Source organism: Streptomyces sp. NPDC059371 (assembly GCF_042751995.1).
In the GTDB taxonomy this organism is placed as follows: domain Bacteria; phylum Actinomycetota; class Actinomycetes; order Streptomycetales; family Streptomycetaceae; genus Streptomyces.
In genome coordinates, this window is record NZ_JBHYXD010000006.1 from 126,010 (window position 1) to 146,712 (window position 20,703).

Annotated in this window: 19 protein-coding genes and 2 pseudogenes; 4 read left to right on the plus strand and 17 right to left on the minus strand. The window is 70.3% G+C overall.

All coding sequences use genetic code 11. The annotated features are described in order from the left end of the window. The first annotated feature begins 198 nt into the window (after positions 1-198). Entirely contained in the window at positions 199-552 is a 354-nt protein-coding gene (locus ACFXGX_RS05955; protein ID WP_384785171.1) for a PRC-barrel domain-containing protein, read from the plus strand. Positions 553-648: 96 nt separating this feature from the next. On the opposite strand, the gene ACFXGX_RS05960 is transcribed toward ACFXGX_RS05955, so the two are convergent. From ACFXGX_RS05960 to ACFXGX_RS05970, 3 genes are all read right to left on the minus strand, one after another. Continuing rightward, the gene (locus ACFXGX_RS05960) at positions 649-1,521 is read right to left on the minus strand and encodes an SDR family oxidoreductase (RefSeq protein ID WP_384785174.1); all 873 of its coding nucleotides are present in this window, start codon (positions 1,519-1,521) and stop codon (positions 649-651) included. Positions 1,522-1,974: 453 nt separating this feature from the next. After that, entirely contained in the window at positions 1,975-2,289 is a 315-nt protein-coding gene (locus tag ACFXGX_RS05965) for a sigma factor-like helix-turn-helix DNA-binding protein (RefSeq protein ID WP_384785177.1), read from the minus strand. Between the two features lie 252 nt (positions 2,290-2,541). After that, complete coding sequence (locus ACFXGX_RS05970) at positions 2,542-3,372, minus strand: oxidoreductase (RefSeq protein ID WP_384785179.1); 831 nt, start codon at positions 3,370-3,372, stop codon at positions 2,542-2,544. Between the two features lie 92 nt (positions 3,373-3,464). Between ACFXGX_RS05970 and ACFXGX_RS05975 the strand changes: the two genes are divergently transcribed. Next, complete coding sequence (locus ACFXGX_RS05975; protein ID WP_384785182.1) at positions 3,465-4,040, plus strand: TetR/AcrR family transcriptional regulator; 576 nt, start codon at positions 3,465-3,467, stop codon at positions 4,038-4,040. 25 nt (positions 4,041-4,065) lie between these two features. Here the strand turns inward: ACFXGX_RS05975 and ACFXGX_RS05980 are convergent. Together ACFXGX_RS05980 and ACFXGX_RS05985 are read right to left on the minus strand one after the other, a co-directional pair. Further along, a pseudogene (locus tag ACFXGX_RS05980) lies at positions 4,066-4,404 on the minus strand (sigma factor); the annotation flags it as partial. A 776-nt stretch (positions 4,405-5,180) separates the two neighbouring features. Next, the gene (locus tag ACFXGX_RS05985; protein WP_384785185.1) at positions 5,181-5,531 is read right to left on the minus strand and encodes a helix-turn-helix transcriptional regulator; all 351 of its coding nucleotides are present in this window, start codon (positions 5,529-5,531) and stop codon (positions 5,181-5,183) included. A 129-nt stretch (positions 5,532-5,660) separates the two neighbouring features. On the opposite strand from ACFXGX_RS05985, the gene ACFXGX_RS05990 reads away from it, so the two are divergent. Together ACFXGX_RS05990 and ACFXGX_RS05995 are read left to right on the plus strand one after the other, a co-directional pair. Next, a complete protein-coding gene (locus ACFXGX_RS05990) occupies positions 5,661-6,173 on the plus strand; it encodes an STAS domain-containing protein (RefSeq protein WP_384785187.1) in 513 nt (170 codons plus the stop codon). Positions 6,174-6,225: 52 nt separating this feature from the next. Continuing rightward, positions 6,226-6,588 (plus strand): STAS domain-containing protein, encoded by a 363-nt coding sequence (locus ACFXGX_RS05995; protein ID WP_384785190.1) that lies wholly within the window; start codon positions 6,226-6,228, stop codon positions 6,586-6,588. Positions 6,589-8,234: 1,646 nt separating this feature from the next. Here ACFXGX_RS05995 and ACFXGX_RS06000 read toward each other — a convergent pair. The 12 genes and pseudogenes from ACFXGX_RS06000 to ACFXGX_RS06055 form a co-directional block, all read right to left on the minus strand. Then, a pseudogene (locus ACFXGX_RS06000) lies at positions 8,235-8,372 on the minus strand (transposase); the annotation flags it as partial. A 30-nt stretch (positions 8,373-8,402) separates the two neighbouring features. After that, positions 8,403-9,974 (minus strand): class I tRNA ligase family protein, encoded by a 1,572-nt coding sequence (locus tag ACFXGX_RS06005; RefSeq protein WP_384785193.1) that lies wholly within the window; start codon positions 9,972-9,974, stop codon positions 8,403-8,405. Between the two features lie 9 nt (positions 9,975-9,983). After that, on the minus strand, positions 9,984-11,312 hold the full coding sequence (locus tag ACFXGX_RS06010) for an HAD-IA family hydrolase (protein WP_384785196.1): 1,329 nt from the start codon (positions 11,310-11,312) through the stop codon (positions 9,984-9,986). Continuing rightward, positions 11,309-12,541, minus strand: a complete 1,233-nt coding sequence (locus ACFXGX_RS06015) for a hypothetical protein (protein ID WP_384785198.1) — start codon at positions 12,539-12,541, stop codon at positions 11,309-11,311. The genes ACFXGX_RS06010 and ACFXGX_RS06015 overlap by 4 nt, the downstream gene beginning before the upstream one ends. A gap of 83 nt (positions 12,542-12,624) precedes the next feature. Continuing rightward, positions 12,625-13,932 (minus strand): aspartate aminotransferase family protein, encoded by a 1,308-nt coding sequence (locus tag ACFXGX_RS06020; protein WP_384785201.1) that lies wholly within the window; start codon positions 13,930-13,932, stop codon positions 12,625-12,627. A 120-nt stretch (positions 13,933-14,052) separates the two neighbouring features. Next, on the minus strand, positions 14,053-14,865 hold the full coding sequence (locus ACFXGX_RS06025; protein WP_384785204.1) for a hypothetical protein: 813 nt from the start codon (positions 14,863-14,865) through the stop codon (positions 14,053-14,055). 32 nt (positions 14,866-14,897) lie between these two features. After that, a complete protein-coding gene (locus tag ACFXGX_RS06030; protein ID WP_384785207.1) occupies positions 14,898-15,713 on the minus strand; it encodes an ABC transporter permease in 816 nt (271 codons plus the stop codon). 6 nt (positions 15,714-15,719) lie between these two features. Then, positions 15,720-16,493: an ABC transporter permease gene (locus ACFXGX_RS06035; RefSeq protein ID WP_384785210.1), complete on the minus strand. Its 774-nt coding sequence runs from the start codon at positions 16,491-16,493 to the stop codon at positions 15,720-15,722. Then, a complete protein-coding gene (locus ACFXGX_RS06040) occupies positions 16,490-17,461 on the minus strand; it encodes an ABC transporter ATP-binding protein (protein ID WP_384785213.1) in 972 nt (323 codons plus the stop codon). Before ACFXGX_RS06040 ends, ACFXGX_RS06035 begins: the two co-directional genes overlap by 4 nt. After that, positions 17,458-18,531, minus strand: a complete 1,074-nt coding sequence (locus ACFXGX_RS06045) for a hypothetical protein (RefSeq protein WP_384785216.1) — start codon at positions 18,529-18,531, stop codon at positions 17,458-17,460. The genes ACFXGX_RS06040 and ACFXGX_RS06045 overlap by 4 nt, the downstream gene beginning before the upstream one ends. Next, positions 18,528-19,349 carry a hypothetical protein gene (locus ACFXGX_RS06050; protein ID WP_384785219.1) on the minus strand — a complete coding sequence of 274 codons (822 nt, stop codon included), beginning with the start codon at positions 19,347-19,349 and terminating at the stop codon, positions 18,528-18,530. Before ACFXGX_RS06050 ends, ACFXGX_RS06045 begins: the two co-directional genes overlap by 4 nt. After that, complete coding sequence (locus ACFXGX_RS06055; RefSeq protein ID WP_384785222.1) at positions 19,349-20,590, minus strand: M16 family metallopeptidase; 1,242 nt, start codon at positions 20,588-20,590, stop codon at positions 19,349-19,351. The genes ACFXGX_RS06050 and ACFXGX_RS06055 overlap by 1 nt, the downstream gene beginning before the upstream one ends. Positions 20,591-20,703 lie beyond the last annotated feature (113 nt).

The window sequence follows — 20,703 nt, forward strand, 5'->3', positions numbered from 1 at the left end:
CTTCGGTGTCGGGGCCCCACCCGTTTCCGCTCTCCGTATCGGCTCTCCGTATCGGCATGGCCCGGTCATGGTTAATCCTCCGTATCGGGGTACTTGGAGGGCGGTGAAGCCACCGAATTCGGTGGTGCTCAAAAAGACTCCACGGTTCGACAGTTCGCCGTGGAGTGGCAATGAATCACGACAAGGGAGCCGTTCCTTATGAGTGACAGCCTCTGGGGCTACCAGCCGACCGCCGGACACACCGCGGGGGCCGATCTGACCGGGTACAAGGTCGAGGCGACCGACGGCAGCATCGGGAAGGTCGACAAGCACTCGGACGACGTCGGCTCCGCCCACCTCGTCGTCGACACCGGCGTATGGATCTTCGGCAAGCACGTTCTTCTGCCGGCCGGAACCGTGCAGCGGGTCGACCACGAAGAGCGGAAGATCTACGTCGCCCTGACGAAGGACCAGATCAAGGACTCCCCCGAGTTCGACAAGGACAAGCACGTCGGAGACGCGGGGTACCACGACCAGATCGGCACCTACTACCAGGGCCACCGCGGGATCTGACCTCAGCACCGGCCCTGCAGCGGGGTCGTCCGGAGCTGCTCCGGACGGCCCCGCTCGGCGTGCCGCGCCCCTCGTCGAGGAGGCATGCACTCATCGTCAGGGCAGAGGAGTCCCGCCGGTGGCGTTGAGGATCTCGGCAGTGATGAAACTGGCTCGCTCGGAGGCCAGGAACACAAAAGAGGGCGCCATCTCCGCCGGCTGCGCGGGCCGGCCGAGCGGTGCCTGCTTACCGAAATCGGTTGTGTCCGGCATCGTGGCGGGGATCAGCGGGGTCCACACCGGCCCGGGAGCCACGGCGTTGACGCGGATGCCATCCGCCGCCACCATCTGCGCGAGCCCCTGGGTGAAGGTCACAATGGCCCCCTTCGAGGTCGCGTAGTCCAGCAGATGTGGAATCGGCTTGTAGGCTTGCACGGACGTGGTGTTGATGATCGAGCCCCCTGCCGGTATGTGCGGCAGGGCCATCTTGCAGAGCCAGAACATGCCGTACAGGTTGGTACGCATGACGCGGTCGAACCGCTCGGTGGAGATATCGCCGATGCCGTCGGGCTGGGACATCTGGTACGCGGCGTTGTTGACGAGGATGTCGATGCGGCCGAACTCCTCGACCGCTCGTTCCACGAGCCGACGGCACTGGTCCTCCTCCCGTATGTCGCATGCGACCGCGACCACTTTACGGCCCGCCTGTTCGACCAGCCGGGCGGTCTCGGCCGCGTCCTCCGATTCCTGCGGAAGGTGGGTGAACAGGACGTCCGCTCCCTCGCGTGCGTAAGCGAGCGCCACCGCCCGCCCGATGCCGGAGTCTCCGCCCGTCACCAGGGCTTTGCGGTCCTGAAGCAGCCCGCAGCCTTCATAGGAGTCTTCGCCGTGGTCGGGCGGGGGGTCCATGGGACCCGTCCATCCGGGATGTTCCTGGTCCTGCTGCGGCAGGTCGGGGCGGGGATGCTTGTCGAGCGGGTTGTCAGACATGGAGCACCTTTCTCAGATCGGGGGCCGTCGAGGCGAGGCGGCACGGGCCGGAAGGAAACCGGCGGCACGGGCCTTGGCGACCGTCCCCGAACGGGGCCGGTGCCGCGCGGCTACCAGGCGCGGGGCGGCGCAGCGTTGACCGGTCCTGTGCCGCACCAGCCCGCACCGCAGCGCCTCGAAGGTCCGGACTGAGTACCTGGCCCCCCTTCCCCATGCGCATCAGTGGCACGCATTCCGGACTCCCAGAGGCACTCCGACGGGCATCGGTGCCCACGCCGGGCGCCGACGCGTACGCGGCCCGGGACGCCAAGGCGGACGATGGCGTCAAGGCGGCCGCGCCTGGCACAGGTTCAACCCGGCGCTCTGACCGACAGCGGGCCCCGCGACACCCCACCGACCGGGGGCCGCGGGAGCCAGACCGTCACACACGTCCATCAGCGAGTCGGCGGAGCCTCAGGTCATCGGAGCCGGGGCCGTCGGTTCAAAGGTCGCTCGACGCCCCTGCATGGGCCACCGCACAGAGGCGTGGAACAGGAGCGCAGCTCGCGCCGAGGAATCGCTGGAACACTGACACTGCCCCGGCACTTCATCGCGTACGTGCGCGCAACTGCTCGTGATGAGCCGGGAGACATGCACCCGGGACAGACCGATCCGGTCGGCTGCGCAAGCCTGGGTCATGTCCTTGAAGAAGCGCATGCAGCGGATCGTCAGCTCGCGCTCCGGTAGCCGGCGCGGCGCCTCCTTGATCGCCTCACGGTCGACGACCACCTCCTATGAGGGCATCGCTGGTGCCCGAGAGCCCAGGGTGTCGGCCGGCGTGGCGTCGTCCTCCCCGGAATCCAGGGAGATGACGCTGTAGCTCTGCAGCGCATCCAGGCCCGCCGTGACGTCCTTCTCGGCCAGGCCGGTAGGGGCGGCGATCTCGGCGGGAGCGGCTCGAGACTGCCGGGGCGCTGGGCGAGCTCGCGGTGTGCAAGGCGTACCTCGTTGCGCAGTTCCCGCACCCGTCTCCCGGACGGTTTAGCGGGGCATGCCGACGGCGCGGGAGATGACGGTGTCGAAGGCGCGGTCGGGCAGGATGCGGCGCAGGGCGATGAGGGGGCGGGCGCCGAAGCCGGTGGCGTAGCGGGTCTTGGGTCGTCGGGCTGTGACGGCTTTGCCGATGGCGTCGGCGATGACCCGGGGCGGGGAGTTGCGCTTGGTGTTGGCCTCGGAGCGCAGGGAGGAGGCCACGGCGGCGGCCTGCGCGGCGTAGGCGCCGTCGGCGGAGGACTTCTCCAGCTTGTCGGCGGCGATGCCGCCCCACTCGGTGGCGATGCCGCCGGGTTCGATCACGACAACGTCGACGCCGAAAGGCTTGGCCTCCAGTCGCAGGCAGTCGCTGAGGGCTTCCATGGCGAACTTGGTGCCGTGGTACCAGCCGCCGAGCGGAGTGTAGATCTTGCCGCCCATCGAGGTGACGTTGACGACGGTGCCGGATCGCTGGGCTCGCATGCGGGGCAGAACGAGCTGGGTCAGGCGGATCGCACCGAAGACGTTGACCTCGAACTGGTAGCGGGCCTCGTCCAGGGTGACGTCTTCGAGAGCGCCGTAGGAGCCGTAGCCGGCGTTGTTGACCAGCACGTCGATGCGGCCGGTCTCGGCGGTGATCTTCTCGACGCCGTCGCGCATCGAATCGTCGTCGGTGACGTCCATCGCCAGCGGCCGGATGCCGCGGTCGGCCAGTTTCTGCAGCCGGTCGGTGCGGCGGGCGGCCCCGTAGACGGTGTAGCCGAGCTCGTGGAGTTTGAGGGCGGTGGCCTCGCCGATGCCGGAGGAGGCACCGGTGACGAGGGCGGTCTTGGCGGGCATGGCGGAGTCCTCACGAATAAGATGAACTGTGGTTCACCATCTATATTGAACCCAGGTTCACCTTGATGCAAGTGGAAGGGCAGGCACCTCCCGTGACCCCAGCCAGGGCGCCGCGCGCCGACGCGGTCCGCAACCGTAAGAAGATCCTGGCCGCCGCCGGCGAGCAGATCACCGCGCACGGCCCCGAGGTGGGTATGGACGAGATCGCCGCCGCGGCAGGTGTGGCCGTGGGCACCCTGTACCGGCATTTCCCCACCAAGACCGACCTGGTCGCAGCGGTCGTGGCCGCGTACGTCGCCCGCGTCGCCGACGACGCCGAGAGCGCGCTCGGCCGCGTCGAGGCGGGTGCCCACGCTGTGGACGAGCTGACCGCGTTCCTCGGTCGCGTCGTCGAGGCGTCCGTGACCGACCACGCCGTCAAGGCCGCTGCCCAGACCCTGGATGCGGAGCCGGGTGACCGCGCTGATGAGGACCGCGCCGGTGCCGCTGTCGCCGCCCTTATCCAAGCCGGCCAGGCGGACGGTGACATCCACCTCGACGTCAGCGTCAGCGACATCTACCTGCTGTTCTCCACCGCGCCCACCGACCAGCCACCGGCGGCTCGCGCCCGCTGGCTCGCCCTTGTCACGCCCGGGCTGACCACCCGCACCCGGGAAGCAGGGAACTGACGCAGGGGCCCGTGAGCAGAGCCAGCCGTTTCACCTCGCCGATGATGGTTGGCACCCCGTAGCTCTTGAAGGCTCCCCGCCCGGGGTCGAACCGGTCTGCGGCCTTGATCAGCCCGACGACCGCTACTTGACGCGGATTCTCCAGGGTTTCACCCCGGTCGCGGAAGCGGCCGACGATCCGGTGCGCCATGGGGAGGCATAGCAGAACCAGTTCGCCCCGTACGGCGTCCTGTTCCGGCCAGTGGGCACGTGCGCAGTTGTACGAAGACCGTGGAAGTCCGGAAGCATCGTCGTCGGTCGCTCGTGTCGGGGCGCGGTGGAACGCGAGGTGCACGCTTCGGGCATGGCAACGGTCTGAATGCACTGGGGACGCTCCTGAACGCGGGCTCGGAACCTTCGGGAACCTGGTTCCGAAAACGGCCCGCGCGATGTCTGTCAGGTCCGCCGTCGAAACGCCTCGACCCGCCGAGGGAAAGCCCCCGAGGGGAGATCTCGCCCGGCATTGCGCCTCCGGTCCGAAGCACGGATCCCCGGGTCCCCCGCGATCACCACATCGAACGCGCCCGGTCTGTCGCCCCGGCCGATCGGCAGGGATTCGGTCCCGCTGTCGCCCCGGCCGACCGTCAGAGGGTTGGGTCCCGCCGCCGCACCAAATATCGGGCGCATCGACACACCCGGTACCTCCTCGACGGTTCTCCCAGCACATGGGCTCGAATCGGGGGAACCTCGGCCGACGCGGGACCTCCGGAGAAACGCTGAGCGGCCTGCCGCACGAGTGCTCAGTTTTCAGCCCGCTATCCCTTAGCACACAGCAGAAAAGATGCCGACTCCCGGACTAAATCAGAGAGCCTCTCGTCATCCACACGATGACCACCCAAAGGGTGCGCCGGCTGTCCGTGATCGACGGTCACGACCAGAGCGGGATGGTCGTCTCGCCGACGCGGCCCGCGCGCTCCCCGACCCAAGGTCGGCGAGCTCGTTTAGGCCCTCTCCGCCGACTGACAAACTCCGGCAGGGAAGCTGGTGGGCAGGCACCCCCCATCCAGGGCTCTGCCCCGCTCACTCGGGACAGCACTCGATCCGGCGATCTCGACATGGAGGGCGCCGCCGCGCGCCGCCATCACTCAGCGCCCGAGCAGCTCACCCGGACGCGTGCGTGGGCTCGGCGGACGGCATCGCACGACGATCTTCGTCCTGAATCAGCAGCGAGAGGAGTGAAGCCACCGTCAGCCCCTGACCTGCTTCGGTCGGGTGGCGCAGGATCTTGGCCGGGTCGATCTGATACGCGTTGCCACGCCCCTGACGGACGTGGGAGAGGTATCCGGCCTGCTCCAGGTCCGCGATGATCTTCTGCACCGCCCGCTCGGTCAGACGGCACCGGGCGGCGATGTCGCGGACGCGCGCGCTCTGGTTCTCCGCGATGGCCGCGAGGACGCGAGCGTGGTTCGTCAAGAACGTCCATCCGTTGTGTGACTCGGGTACCCCATCCATGCCCCAAGTCTACTGAGCTGGGATGCGCGCATCAAAAAACACGTACGAGCGTTCACGTATCAGTTGACGTATGTTGCCTTTCTGGGGGAACGTTGGAGTGGACCACGCGAACGTCTGTGGGAGTGAGCGATGCAGCAGCCGCCGTACCGGGCCGAGGCCCTCACCGCGCCGGACCTCCCCTGCCCCGATCCAGGCGGTGCCGCGGGATTGCTTCCGCCCGGCCGGGTATCCGTGCCCTCCCCCAACCGGGACGGCATCCCGACCCTGGTGACACTGCACGGGGAGCTGGACTTCGCCTCGGGGGCCCGAGTACGGGATCAACTGGGCGAAGCCCTCGCCGCGTCACCCAGCGGCCTCGAGCTCGACCTGAGCGGGCTCGCGTTCTGTGACTGCGCCGGCTTGAACGTACTGCTGGAAATCCGCCATCGGGCCGTGAGCGTGGGCAAGACGTTCACCGTCCAGGCCGCCAGCCCTGCTGTCGACAGGCTGCTCGATGTCGTGGGCGTTCAGGAGCTGCTTGCATCCAGGCGGCCCCGGTCCATGAATCCGCGGCACGGCGGGCCCGTCACCGCACCACAGTCGCCCTGCGTCGGCGCACAGCGCGCCCGGCGCCTGTCACTGTGTGTGTCCGATCCCGCCTAAGAGGGCAGGACGTCAGGTCGTGTCAGTCGTCGAAGATGTTGGGAAAAGCATCGTGGAGCTCGAGAAAGCGCACGGACCGCAACCGTTGAAGGTCGCCTCGACGGCCTCCGACGGCATCATCATGGTGACCGTCTGCGGCGCGATCGACCACGCCAGCGTCGGCCCCCTCGTACAGGCTTTGACCCCCCGCCGACTCCCGGACCGGCCCCGCATGATCGTCGACATGCGTCAGGTGTCCTTCATGGACTCCAGCGGCATCAACACCCTTCTCGCCACGCACCTCGACCTCACCCGGACAGAAGGCTGGCTGCGCCTGGCCGACGTTCCCGCCGCCATACGGCGCACCCTGGAGACCGTCGGCGTCGACACCGTCATCCCCTGCTACCCCAGCGTCCGCGAAGCCCTCTCGGCCTGAACCACCCCGCTGAAGGCAGGGGGCAAGGGAGATCGTCACATAGCACCATGAGCATGGGCACCCGACCCATACCGGATAAGCCGACTCGTTGCCCGGCCTGGGCTGAGCCCCCGTCCGTGATGCCCTGTCGGACCGATCAAGCCCGCAGCAGGGGTCACAGCGGTCCGACGTCACTGTGCCGACCGATCCACGGCTTTGCGGCTATGCGGCCGTGGCGACGGCGGTATCGGTACGGGCGTGGACGACCAGACGCGTGCCGACGGCTAGGGTCTGAGTTTGGAGCCTGCGCCGAACGGAGACGCTGTGGGTGGCCACGGACATCAGCACGTCGACATCGCCGCACATCCGGTGGGCGCGCAGCACCGCGGTGGCCACCAGTCGTGCCTTCCGATTAGTGGGTGGGTGGACGATCACGGAGGGCGTCGCGGCCGGAGGCGGCCGTGACGCCAGGAATCATGGCCTGCATCACGCACTTCCGACCATTCCCATGGGCCAGAGTGTGTGGGGCCTCAAAGGCTGGCAACCAGGCTCGTCGATGAAACGCCACCGAATTCGATGACGCCTCAACAGACTCAGCAGTTCGACCGCATGGGCGGCGTCATCCGGGGGCGCTGCGTGTCGATCCGGTCGGACGACAATGACGTCATGTTGAAATCGCTGATAGAGCGGGCGGGACTGTCGGAGGACGCGTCTGTGGCGGAGGTTGTCGAGGCGGTGCGCCTGATGCCGTACGGGCGTCCGGCGGAGCGGAGCGCACAAGGGGCCCTCGCCGAATGGCGGGGCACCTGCTCGACCAAGCACGCACTGCTGGCGTCCGTCCATTGGCCGCACACTGAGCCACGGCTGATCCATCGCGTCTACCGGTGCACACCCGAGGACGCCGCGCGCAGTTTCGGCCCGCTCGCGGCTGCCGCGGTGCCCCCGGAGGGCCTATGGGACGTGCACCGGTACCTGACCGTTGAACTGGACGGGCGTCGGATCGTCATCGACGTGACCTTTCCATCCGGGCTGGGACGGAGCCGGCTCGATGCCGATCGCGTGCGGCCCGGGGACCGACCATGCGACCGGTTCCGACCCGGATGCGGACAAACGCGCGTTGGAGGAGGCCCACTGCGACCCCAGAGTTCGCGAGCCCTTCATCGCCGCCCTCGCCTGCCGACCGTGACGGCTTGGGCGGCCTGGACGGACGATAGGTAGCAGCGCGTGGGCGCTACCCCAAGAGGGCACGGGATCGACTGTGCTGCCAGATCGCGTCAGTCTCCTGAAGCCGCTCCCATTGCTCCGGGGAGAGTTCTGGCGGAATCAGTTCAACCATGCGGGCCTCCGCTCTTGATGGGTCGCCACCCGTACTCTCGCGCCTTCCGGTCGGCACCGGAGCTCGCCCGACTGTGACTTCCCGACGGCCGGGCTGGCGGCCTCGTTCCCGTCCCGCAGGATGACGTCGTCGTCGGGTTCGCCGGCCGGGCCCCTTTTTTGCGGGCCCCGGCCGCATGCTGGTGGGCCCGCACGATCGTGGAGTCCACCGAGACCGCCCGGTCGAGGTCCTCGTCGGCGTCGGCCTGAGCCATCAGCGCGGTGAAGACGCGCTCCCAGGTGCCGTCGACGGCCCACATCCGCAGCCGGTCGTAGACACCTCGCCAGTTGCCTTACTTTCCCGGCAGGTGCACCCACTGCGTTCCGGTCCGGAACTTGAAGGCGATCGCGTCGATCACCTCCCGGTGATCCCGCCAGCGGCCACCCCGCACCGGCGTCCGGTCCGGGAGCAACGGCTCGATCCGCGCCCACTGCGCGTCAGTCGGCCTTGCGGGGCGCCTTCACTCCGGATTCTGGAGGTGCACGTAGGACTGCAAAGCCGCTGGGTCGAGCGGGCCGGGGAGCACGTCCGCGGCGGTGCCAGGGGACCGCAGTGGCAGCGGTTCGAGGCGTGCCGCTTGCCGCAGATCGGGCTCGTCGGAAAATCCCAGCTGTGTCCAGATGCGGTGGGCCAGCTTCGGCAGCAGCGGGTATCCGAGAAGGGCCACGCCCACGAGCCATTGCGCGTCTGGTACGAGGGGGTGGTCAATCCATTCGTCGAAGGCGGCCACGGCGGCCGTCAGATCCGGAGAGTAAGGGGTGAGCAGCGCATGCTGGCCCTTTGCCGCCTTGAGCGCAGGCTCAGCGCGGCGTACGGGATGCGGCTGCTCCCGCAGGCGGTCGAGGGCCGGGCGCAGCACCGCCGTCTGCCACGTGCGCAGTGCGTTGATGCGGTGGGTGAGTGTCTGGAGGGATATATCGGCCGGGCCGTGGTCGAGAGGCGCGTGCAGCAGTGCGTAGCGCAGCTCGTCGGCGGATACGGAGGTGCCTTCCAGCAGTTCGGAGAGCCAGATGCCGTGACGCTTGCTGGTGGAGCACTTGTGGCCTTCGAAGTGCAGCATGCCGTTGACGACGGTGGCGTCAAATGGCGCCAGAGTCCCTTTCGAGCCCTGGGCGATCACGTCCGGCACCAGCAGTCCGGGGGTTGAGTTGTCGCTGCCGAACAGTCCGACGGTGGTGACACCGCTGCCGGGCGTGAAGGGATTGACCGCGGCTCCGGTCGACGCCCGGTGGACCTCACCGCAGTAGACGCTGTAGAGGAAGTATCCGTTGCTGATCACCTTGTCGGCGGGCAGCGCCCGGCTGTGGATACCCCAGTCGCCCTGGCCGGTCAGCCGGACACGGCCGCCGTGGCCCTCCAGAGCGCGCAGCAGCGGAGCCAGGAACACCGGCCGCAGGCCCGCCGCGCGTTGGCGCTCGGCGATGGCGTGCGGATCATTGGCCGTCGTGAACCAGTTCTGCTCCGTACGCCACTCGACCGGGCTGTCACCGATCCGGGAACGGGCGCGGACCATCTGCTCGGGTAGGAAGTACTCCCCGCAGTAGGTGCAGGTGCTGCCACCGCAGGCGCGCCCGCAGTTCGGGCATTCGCCCGCGATCCACGGGCCGACCAGCGCTCGGCCGGTGTCCTCGGCGAACGGGATGCGCTCACTCTCCAGACGGGCGGCCCCCGTCGTCCGCAGCCGGGTCAGGACGTCCTCGTGGAGCTGTCGGTAGGCGTCCCGGTGTTCCTCACCGGAAGGGTCGATCCAGGCGTCGAGCTCGATGGAGAGGTGGGCGAGGTCGCGCGCGATCCCCGCGTGGTGGTCGCGGCAGGTCTCCTCGGGAGAACGGCCTTCGCGGTGGGCGGCGGCCACCACCCAGTCCTCGTACACGTCACTGCCGGTGATGACCGCGACCTCATGGCCCTGGGCGCGCAGCGCACGGGCGATGACGTCGGCACGGAGGTAGGTGCCGCCGCCGTGGCCGATGTGCATCCGGCCGTTGGGCGTCGGCTGCATGGGAACGAGCAGGACCTTCTGGTGTATGTGCATGGTGGCGGGTCACCCTTCGGCGAGGACGGCGATGAGGTGGTCGGTCAGGGCGGGCAGGGAGGTGATCCGGGGCCCGTCCCATGAGCGCGGCTCGCCGCACTCCACCAGGACGGCGGTCATGCCCGCCGCGGCGGCGCCGGCCAGTTCGCCGTCGGTGCCGTCGCCGACGAAGAGACAGGCGCTCGGCGGCACGCCGAGCCGGTCGGCGGCGGTGCGGAACAGCTCGGGGTCGGGTTTCATCACGCCGATCTCTCCGGAGAGCAGCAGTTCGTCGAAGCGGCCCGCGAAGACGGAGTCCCGCACCATCTCCCGTACGTCGGACGTGCAGTTGGAGACCAGAGCGGTCCGCAGCCCGAGCCGCCTCGCCAATGCCACGGCCTCGACCGCGCCGGGCAGGGGGGTGGCGAAGGCCTCGCCGTGCAGCCGTCGCCGCGTGGCCGCCGCGTCCTGCGCCTGGACCGCGGACCAGGTGCCTCCGACGTGGTCGCGCAGCCAGTCCAGGTACGTCGTGAACGGGCGGGTCTCGCGCACCTCCCTGGTGCGCTTCCACGCGTCGGCCAGCTCCGCGGGGTGCTGCCCGAGTGCCGTGGCGGTGGCCTCGAAGGTACGACGCTTGAGTTCCTCGGACAGCGGGACCAGCGTCTTCCACAGGTCGAACAGCACGGCCCGGGGCTCGCCCGGCCACACCTGGACAGCGGGTTCCTCCCAGCGGGAGTTGTCGATCACGACGTCGGCCATGGTCCGCGGCGGATGTTGCGCCAGGTAGGCGCGTTGGGCGGGCAGGTACTTGTCGGCGTACTTGAGCATGACCTCCGTGCCCTGGGTGGGCAGGTCGCGCTGCCGGGCGCGGTCCAGCACCGTGTCCTCGTCGACGTCCAGATGGACGAAGAAGTCGACGTAGGGCCGGGTCTCCTCACGATAGAGAAAGACGCCCTCCAGAATCACCACGGTGTCCGGACCGATGTCGTGACGGACCGTCCCCCACGCGTCGGAGGGCAGGTCGAGTGCGGCGACGGAGCGGTGGAGCCTGCCGTCCGTTCGCAGGGGCGCCAGCACCTCGGCGGCCAGCCGGGCGAAGTCGACGCTGCGCTCGTAGTACTGACGGGGTGCCGACAGCGACGGGTCGTACCGTTCGGCGCGGGGGCGGTGGAAGTCGTCCACGTGGACCACGGCGACCGGCATGCCCTGGGCGTGCAGCACCGCACGCAGCCGTTCGGCGAGTCGGGACTTGCCCGAGGTGTCGACCCCGGTGACGCCGACCACGTACGGGCGGGGGACGGTGGTGCGTCGTCCGGCCAGCAGGGCGGCCAACGCGTCGAGTACGGGCTCCTCGCTCACGCGCTCACCTCCGCGACGGGTGCGGTCAGCCGGTCCAGGCGGCCGGCCAGCCGTTGGTAGAGGTCACTCGCGTACGCGGTGTTGTCGCGACGGTCGAGCGGGGTGGGCTCCACACGCAGTACGGACAGCAGGGGATGCGCGGTTCCGGAGACCAGGAGCGCTCCGTCGTCGTCCGCGAGGAGCCGGTCGGGTGAGTCGCCGGGACGCACCAGCACACCGTCGACGTAGAGGTCCGGAGCCTGTCCGCGGTAGCCGAGCGCCTGCACGACGATCGCGGCCTCCTCGAACCGGTCGGACGCGTCGGCGAGGACGGCCGCGTCCACGAGGGTCGCGCCGGGCAGCTCACCCGCCCACAGGGCGCAGTACAGGGCGCGTGACCGATGGCGCAGGCCCGAGTCGCGATAGACGATGCCGGTCGCGGGACAGACATCGCGAGCGGGGTCGAACGGCCTTTCCCGGCCCGGTACTTGGTTGCGGTGGGCACGGTCCGCGCTGTCGTGCATGAGCCGGGCGGGGCCGCGGCGGACGACGTGCACGGTGGGCAGCGGTGCACCGGGGTGCTCGGCGCGCAGTTCGGTCCGCAGGTCGAGCAGGATCTGCAGAGCGGACATCGCGCTGTGTGAACTGCCCGCGACGACGACCGGTCGTCCGTGGGCCGCGAGCAGCCGGCCCTTGATCTCGGACCGGCGGGCCGTGGCGATCACGGAGCCGGACAGCAGGACCTTCGTCCGCCAGGAGGCAAGTTCCGGATGAGCGCGCTCGGTTCGGCCGGTGGCAAGCACCGCGTGCCGGGCGGACTCCGTGCTGCCGTCGGCGAGTTGGACGTCCACCCGATGCCTGTCGCTGTCGGCGTGCACCGCGACGACCGTGCTGTCCAGCCGCGTCCCTTCCGTCCCGAGGGCGCTTTGGAGGGTGCGTCCGAGCGTGGTCAGGGCGTCGGCCAGCCGGTGCATGGCGACCGGCTGCTCCGCATGGGCGACGTCCGTCAACGCCGGGGAGTGGGCCAGGGGCGCGAACGGACCGCTCAGGTCGAGGTGTTTGAAGAAGCGGGAGCCGATCGAGGTGGTGGTGATGCCGTAGCGGGCGAAGCCGCCGGGACCCACGCCGGGGCCGCGCTCGTACACGCGGACACGATGCCGCAGCAGGGCCGGGGCCGACGAGAGGAACGTGGTGGTGCGGAAGCCACCCCCGATGAAGGCGATGTCGCTGTCCACGACGGGCGATGCCACGGCGGGTGACGACACGGAAGGCGATGCCGTGGCGGGCTGCGCCATGGCGGGCTGCGCTGCGGGCTGCGCTGAGCGGGGATCCATCAGATGCCCTCCGACACGAGCAGTTCGGTGAACCGGTCGCAGATGATGTCGGCCTCTTCGAGCGTCAGCACGAGCGGGGGCCGGATCTTCAGGACGTTGCCGTGTCCGTAGCGGGAGGTCCGGATCACCAGCCCGTGGTCCAGGGCACGTTCGGCCAGCCGGTTGGTGAGCGCGGCACTCGGACGGCCCGCCTCGTCGACGATCTCGACGCCGATCATCAGACCCACTCCGCGCACGTCCGCGATCTGCGGGTGAGCGCCGCGCAGGGCGTCCAGCCGGTCCAGGATGTGCCCGCCCGTCGTACGGACGTTGGCCAGGAAGTCGGCATCGTCGATGATGTCCAACGTCGCCAGAGCCGCCGCGGCGGCCAGCAGGTTGGCGCCGTACGTGAAGGAGTGATCGTTGGTCGGCAGGCCGGCCAGCTCGTCGCTGGTCAGAATGGCCGCGACCTGGGCGCCCGAGCCGCCGAGCCCCTTGGCGAGGGTGATGGCGTCCGGGTCCACACTGAAGTGCTCGGCGGCGAACATGCGCCCGGTGCGGCCGATGCCCGTCTGCACCTCGTCGAAGATCAGCTTCATGCCGTGGGTGTCGCACAGCTCGCGCAGCGCGGCGAAGTACCCGTCCGGCGGAACGATGTTGCCACCGTTGCCCGAGATGGGTTCCACGAGCACGGCCGCCACGCTGCCGCTACTGGCGTACTCCAGGAAGTCGTTGATGCGGTCGACGCACATCAGCTTGCACGAGCGCGGGTCCTGGCCGTAGAAGCAGCGCATGCAGTACGGGTCCGGCACCTGGAGGCCACCGTGATAGAGCTGCGCCAGCGGCTGCTTGCGGAAGGCGTTGCCCGACAGGCTGGCCATCATCACCGTCTGCCCGACGTGACTGCGGAACAGGGTGATCACGTCCCGGCGGCCGGTGGTCCGCTGCGCCATCTTCACGGCGCCCTCGTTCGCGGCCGAGCCGCCGTCCACCTTCAGATGGGCCTTGCTGATGGTCTTGGGGGCAAGCCGCACCAGACGGTGGGCGAGGGCGTTGATCGGGGCGGTCTGGAAACCCGACGTCACGTGGATGAGCTGGTCGGCCTGGTCCTTGATGGCCTGGACCACGGCGGGATGGCGGTAGCCGAGGCTGAGGTTGAACGTGGCGGACGCGCAGTCGATGTAACCGCGGCCGTCGGAGTCGTACAGATGGATGCCCTCACCGGCCACCATCCGGGTGTCGGAGACCGGATAGTAGACGGCGCTGGCGTTGTTGATCTCTTGCTCGGGCACAAGGCCCGGGGCCACGAGGTGAGGGGGCAGCGACATACGAGGACTCTCCAAGCTCGGTGCGCTCTGCGGCGGGGAAGCGGGGACGGCGGTGCTGGGGCGCGGGCGCGCCGACGGCGGCGGGGCGCGTGCGGGGCCATGGCTGCGGCGACGGCCCGCCTAGACGGCGGCCCGGGGCCGGACCTCGGTGTACAGGCCCTGCGCCGCCAGGAGGCCGGCCAGGTCCCGGGCCTGCGTCTCGGTACCGTTCAGCAGACAGGACCAGCCCTCCACTTCGGCCTCCACATAGGCGGAGATCACCTGCCGCGGAGTGGCCCCGGGCAACGCGTCCGCGATCAGCGACATGCCGTGGTCCACGGAGTGTGGATCGCCGGGCAGCAGACAGGCGTCGAACGCCCCGCCCGCCGGTCGCGGACGCCACGCCGCGCGCCAGCCGTCGTCCTGCGCGATCCTCCAGAACGCCCGCGCCTCGCCGAGCAGCTCCGACCGGGGTACGGCGGCCAGCCGGCCGGTGATCCCCTCGGTGGTGCCCTCGTCGCGGTGCCGTACGAAGGGCCGCCCGGTGGGCAGGCTGACCAGGTACTTCTCCACGTTGGGGGCGATCTCGTGCGGCTCGGTCGGCGTGTGCACGCAGTTGGCGAACGCCGATGTCCCGAACCGTGCCCGTACCTTGCTCCGCACCTCCACGCACCGGCCGACCACGTCCGATCCGCGAACCACGACGACCTCGCACGGTCCGCTGGTGAGGTACAGCTTCAGCAGTTCGGCGGTGATCGGGTACTTGGGCCCGGCGAACTTGGGCCAGGTGTCCATGACGTCCTCGTCCTCCAGGCAGACCTCGTAACGCAGCTCGACGCTCAGCCGCGAGGCCTCCAGGAGCACATCGACGTACTCACGAGCCTCAGGAGAGCGGTAGCCGTCCGGCTTGACGACCAGGACGCTCAGTTCCCCGGGTACTGCCTGGTGGGACATGGGGTGCCCTTTCTCTTCGAACGGTGTGCCGCTCATACCGCGAACTCGTATCCGTCGTGCCGGCGGGCCCGTTCCGCCGAGAGGCGGAAGGCGGTCAACGCGGCCGCCAGCCACAGCAGGCCCGCCACGGCGGCGAACACCGCCGGGCGTGCGACGGCGGCCGGCCCGGCGCCGTCGGCGAGGGCGCGCACCGCGGCCAGACCATGGGTGGCCGGGAGCGTCTCCGCCACCAGACGCACGCCGAACGGCCAGAAGCCGGTGGGCACCTGCACCCCGCTGATCGCCATGGTGACAAGGAAAGCGGCGTTGTAGACGATGTTGCGGACGGCGGGCGCGGCGAGGACGAACGCGCCGAGGAACAGGCCGAAGCAGTACGTGCCGAACGCGGTCAGCAGCACCAGCGCCATCAGCGCGGGCACCTGGGCCGCGGTGAAGCGCACACCGAACAGCGGATCCAGCAGCAGCAGCGCGACCAGGGAGGTACCGCAGCCGCTGACCGGCCACTGGAGGCTGCGGCCGACGAAGACCCAGCCCATCTCGCTGGGGGCGGCGGCCATGAGCGCCAGGGTGCCCTGGGCGCGTTCCCAGCTCGTCGACACCACCACGGTCATGGCCTCGATGACACAGGTCGCCACCGAGTTGCCGAGGACGAGGTAGCGCGTCTGTTCGGTCGAGTGCAGGAAGGAGCCGATCAACGCGAAGAAGGTGACCTGGCAGAGCATCCGGCCCAGCCAGCCGAACGTCCAGCTGTACCAGGTGTAGGTCGCGCGGAAGTCGGCCAGGGCGTTGGCGGCGGACGCGCGGACCACCCGGCTCACGACGACGACGCGGGAGGTGGTGATGTCCATACGGCCTCACATCCGGGCCAGGGTGCCGGTGACCCGGACCCTGCGCAGAATTCGGTCGATCAGCAGGGTCCCGGCGGCGTAGCCCGCCAGCCCCAGCAGAACGACGGCCAGCAGTCCGCCGGTCGCGTCGTGCACCGGGCCCGGGCTCACGGCGGCCCGCAGCACCTGGGCGCTCCAGGACAGGAACACCGCCTTGCTCGCGGGCTGCAACCAGTGCGGGAGATAGCTGACGGGCACCAGGACCCCACCGAGCAGGAAGAACGGGAAGCTCAGGGTGTTCTGGAGGATGCGGGCCGAGGGTGCCAGCACGAACAGGGCCGATACACAGCTCGCGGTACCCGCCATCGCGGCGGCGGTGAGCAGCACCCCGACGAGGAACAGCACGGGGTGGGCGATGGTCACCAGCACCCCGAAGCCGGCCCAGGCGACGAGCCAGGCCTCCGCGAGGCTGAACGTGCTCAGGAGGGTCACCGCCGCGATCCGGGCCGCGATCACCGACGAATAGCGCGCGGGTGTGGCGACCACGGCCTCCAGCGTGCCGCGTTCGCGCTCGTGGCCGATCAGTTCGCCGCCCGCCATCAGCGCCATCGACCACAGGGACATCAACACCGGTGCCAGTACGGCGAATCCCGCCAGGTCCCGGCGGTCGGCGTGCTCGGTGATGGCGAGGAAGAGACAGGTGTACAGCGGCGCGGTCACGAAGACGTGGAGGGTGTCAGGGGTTCGCAGAGTCATCACGATCTGGAGGCGGAAGACCTGCCAGAACAGGGTCGGGCTCATCTGGCCACCCGCATTCCGCGGTCCTGGACCAGGTGCCGGTAGACCTCGGCCAGGCCGGGGCGGACGGTGGCCAGCGAGGTGACTCCCGCCTCCACCAAGGTGCGCAGGACCTCGCGGGTGGTGTCCGCCGCGGCTATCTCGACGGTGATCCGTCCGTCCGGCGTCCGCTCCAGCGAGGAGACACCGGCCAGGCCGCGCAGGTCCTCGGCGACGGCGGCGGGAACGTCCGCGGCCGTCACCTTCTCGTAGGCCGACATCCGGCGGGCCAGCACCTCGGGCCGGTCGGTCGCCAGGACCCGGCCCTGGTCGATCAGCGTGACCTGGTCGCACACGGCCTCGGCTTCCGCCATGTCGTGCGTGGTGATGAGGACCGTGCGGCCCTCCGCGCGCAACTCCTGCACCAGCGTGCGGAAGTCGTAGGCGGCCAACGGGTCCATGCCGGCCGTGGGCTCGTCGAGGATGAGGACCTTGGGGTCGCTGACCAGGCCGCGCGCCAGGTGCAGCCGCTGTTTCATGCCCCGGGAGAAGCCGTCCACCCGGTCGTCCGCCCGCTCGCCGAGACCGACGCGGTCCAGCAACGCGTCGGTGCGTCGGCGCAGTTCACGCCCGTGCAGGCCGTAGAGCGCACCCCACAGAGCGAGGTTCTGGCGGGGTGAGATCCGGCCGTACAGGCCTCGGTCGCCGCCGAAGACGATGCCGATCAGCGGTTTCACCGCCCGTGGGGTGGCGGCGACGTCGTGGCCGCACACCCGCGCCGAACCCGCGCTGGGCAGCAGCACGGTCGTGAGGATCTTGCACAGGGTCGTCTTGCCGGCGCCGTTCGGCCCGAGCAGGCCGTGCACCTCGCCGGGGCGGACGGTCAGGTCGATGCCACGCAGCGCCGTGACGATGGCTTCGGGACGGCGGCGAGAGCCGAACTCCCTTGTGAGGCCGCGCACTTCGATCGCGTCGACGTCGGGGACGGTCATGCGCCGGCCTCCTCGTCCGTGACGGCGGCCAGGGCGGCGGCCAGCCGGTCCGGTGCCACCAGTTCGCCGGCCACCAGCAGGAAGTCGCCGACCGGTGTACGGGCGAGCGTCATGTCGTCCCGGTGCTCCAGCACGCATCGCTCCCCGGTCCGTACCGCACGGGTCAACGGCATGCCCCAGACCAGCTGACCTGAGTCGAGCCGATCCGGGACCGAGTCGTCCGGCTCCGGTCGCGTCCGGGGCGCCGCGGCCCGGCGGCCCCGCTCCTCGGCCGCCGCGGCGGTCAGCGCCCGGCGCAGCGGTTCGGCCTGCGGATGAACGACGGCCGCGCTCAACAGGTCCAGCAGTTCTACGAGTTCGGGTGCCAGGTGGTACGTGACGGCGGCCTCGGCCACCGCCACCGGCTTCAGCGCCCCGCTGTCGAGCAGGATCAGCAGGTCGACGGCGTCCTTGGTGTGGAACGCGCGCTGGAACCGCTCCTCGGCCACCGACAGCAGGTCGGCCAGGACTTGGTCCTCCGGCAGTCGAGGCCGCACGGGTACGGTGGAGAAGTCGCCGCAGAACGCGGCCGTGCACAGCTCCACCCGGATCTCCTCCTCCATCAGAGGGTCGGGGGACGGCCAGAGGACGGCGAGCATGACGTGCGGCCGCCCGTCGGCGACGAACAGTGACAGTTCCGCGGGCTCGCCGCCCAGCGAGCACAGCGTGAGCGCGGCACGCCACAGCTGTTCCTCGTCCTGTGCGATGAGGTCGAGGTCGCCCACCGGTCGCCGGACGCCCGTCGGATAGTGGCCGGCCAGGGAGGGGCCCTTGACGGTCACGATGCCCGGGCGGTCCGCGAGCGCCGAGCGCAGTTCGGCGTAGCGGGCGGCCCGGGAGCGGGCCCGTTCCAGGAGATCCCTGCTGCCGCTGCCGGGCTCGGTGCCTTCGGCGACGGCCAGTGAGACGACCAGTTGGGCGAGCGTTCCCGACGTCTGCTGGGCGTGGCGGACCAGGCGGTACGCGCCTTCGTGCTCGGGGACGTCGAGCAGCCGGTGCAGCAGATCCAGGTCGAGTGGTGCGGTGGTCATGACTGCCGGGCCCCCTTCAAAGTCTCGGCCAGCTCCTGGGCGTCCGTCGTCCAGTAGCGGTGATGTACCTGCCAGCCCCGCGCGCAGAGGGCGTCCGTGACCCGGCCGCCTCCGCCGTCGAGGCCGTGGACGACATGCCCGGTCAAGGGGAGTCGCGCCTTTCGTGCGAGGCCGGCCACGGCGGCGACCAGCGCCTGGCGGCCCGCCGGGCCGTCGGCGTCGGGTTCGACGAGGACGTCCACCAGCTCCATGTGAGCCTCCGCGGTGATCTCGTCCCACGCGTCGGCGACGACGGTGGCGTGGCCGACCGGGACGTCCTGTTCCCACACCAGCAGCGACTGCCGGGAGGGTGTGTCGAGCAGGGCGTCGGCCTCGGTGGTCGCGGCTTCGAGGTCGGCGGGCCGATTCTGCGCACGCGCGGCGTGCAGAATGGCGCGGACGAGCCAGTCGGCCAGCAGCGGCCGGTGTTCCTCCCGTGCCGGCGTTACCCGGGGCCCGTCGGAAGCGGCCGGCATCTCCGCGTCCTCGTTCAGCCGTACGTAGGTGAGGTCACGGTGCCACGGCTGCGGAAGCCGGACGGCTGCGCCGGCGCGCACGACGAGCGCGGACACCCCGGGATGCTCGGCGAGCAGCGCCCGCCACAGGGTCCGTGAGGCCTCGGCGTCCGACAGCAGCGCCGGGTCGGCGTACTCCACCAGCAGGCGCCGATCACCCGACAGGGGATCGGTGGAGACTCCCGCCACGCACGGCAGCCCGGACACGACATGGAGCAGCTCCGCGTCCTGCGCGGACTTCAGATAGCCTTCGGCGGCGTACATCAGGCGGCCACCGAACGGACCGTCATCCGCAGCTCCCGGCGGACATGCGCGGCGGCTCGCCGCACGTCGTCGACGCCCACCTGCCGCAGGCCGGCGATCTCGCTCTCCAGGGACCAGACCCGTCCGGTGGCGCACGTGCGCTCGGCGATGAGTTTGGCGTACTCCAGCGGTGTCTCGGACTCCAGGACCAGGCTCATCTCCGCCTGGCGCACGGCCGCGTCGAAGTCGTCAGGGGCGAGCCCCTGTTCGGCCACGGTGGCCAGCAACTGGTCCACGACCTCACGGACTTGGCCGGCCGCCGAGGCTTCCGCGCCGATGAGCAGCCGCCAGGCGCCCGCTTCGCGGTAGCCGCGGTCCCAGGCGTGGAACGAGTAGGACAGACCGTGCTCGCTGCGCAGCGTGCGGTAGAGCAGGGACGAGGGACTCGAACCCAGGAGGTGGGAGAGGACACCGTAGGCGGCCCGCCCCGCCGCGTCGGCCCGTGGGGAACGCGCGCCGAAACAGAGCCAGGTGAAGCTCGCTTCCCCGGGATCCGGCAGCGGATCGTCCGGGCCCGCGGGCTCCAGGGGTGCTCGGGGCGCCGGTTCCACCGGTCCCCCGGCCTCCGGGACGGCGGAGCCGGCCAGTACGGCGGGGACTCTCGGGCCCACGACGACCAGAGCACCGGGAGCCCGGACGAACCGCTCACGGTGGACGGCGGTCAGTTCCTCCACCGTCACCGCGGCGAGGTCGTCGGGCGCGCCGCCGACCGGGCGGCCCAAGGGGTGTCCGGGAAAGAGACCGGCGAGGACGGCGTCCTGGACGGCGTCCGAGGGGTCGGCCGCCGCGGCGGCCAACTCCTGCAGCACGACAGCACGTTCACGGTCCAGCGTGTGGCTGTCGAGCACCGGCTGGAAAACGGCGCGCAGCAGTGCGGCGGCCACGTCCTCGGCGTCGTCGGCATGTGTCTGCGCGTAGTACAGCATCACTTCGAGGCCGGTCTGCGCGTTGGCCTGACCGCCGCGGCGCTCGACGTACTCGCTGAACGACCAGGCGGGTCCGTCGCCCCCGAGGGGACTGGACATCACCAGGTGTTCGAGCAGGTGGGCGATGCCGCCGCGGCCCCGTGGATCGTCGCGCGAGCCATGGGCGAGCGCGAGGCAGATGCTGGTGGTCTTCAGCCGCTCGTCGACAACGGCGAGCACAGGGACGGAGGTGCCAGCCGGCCCCGGAAGGCGGGCGGTGAGGTCGTAGACAGTCAAGCGCCACTCTCGCAGGGCCGTGCGCGGCGGGAACCGCCGCGATGTGCGGATGAACCAGAAGAAAAGGAGGTGCGGCGGGGGGGGGGGGCGGGGCGGGCGGGTCAGCCGCGCGG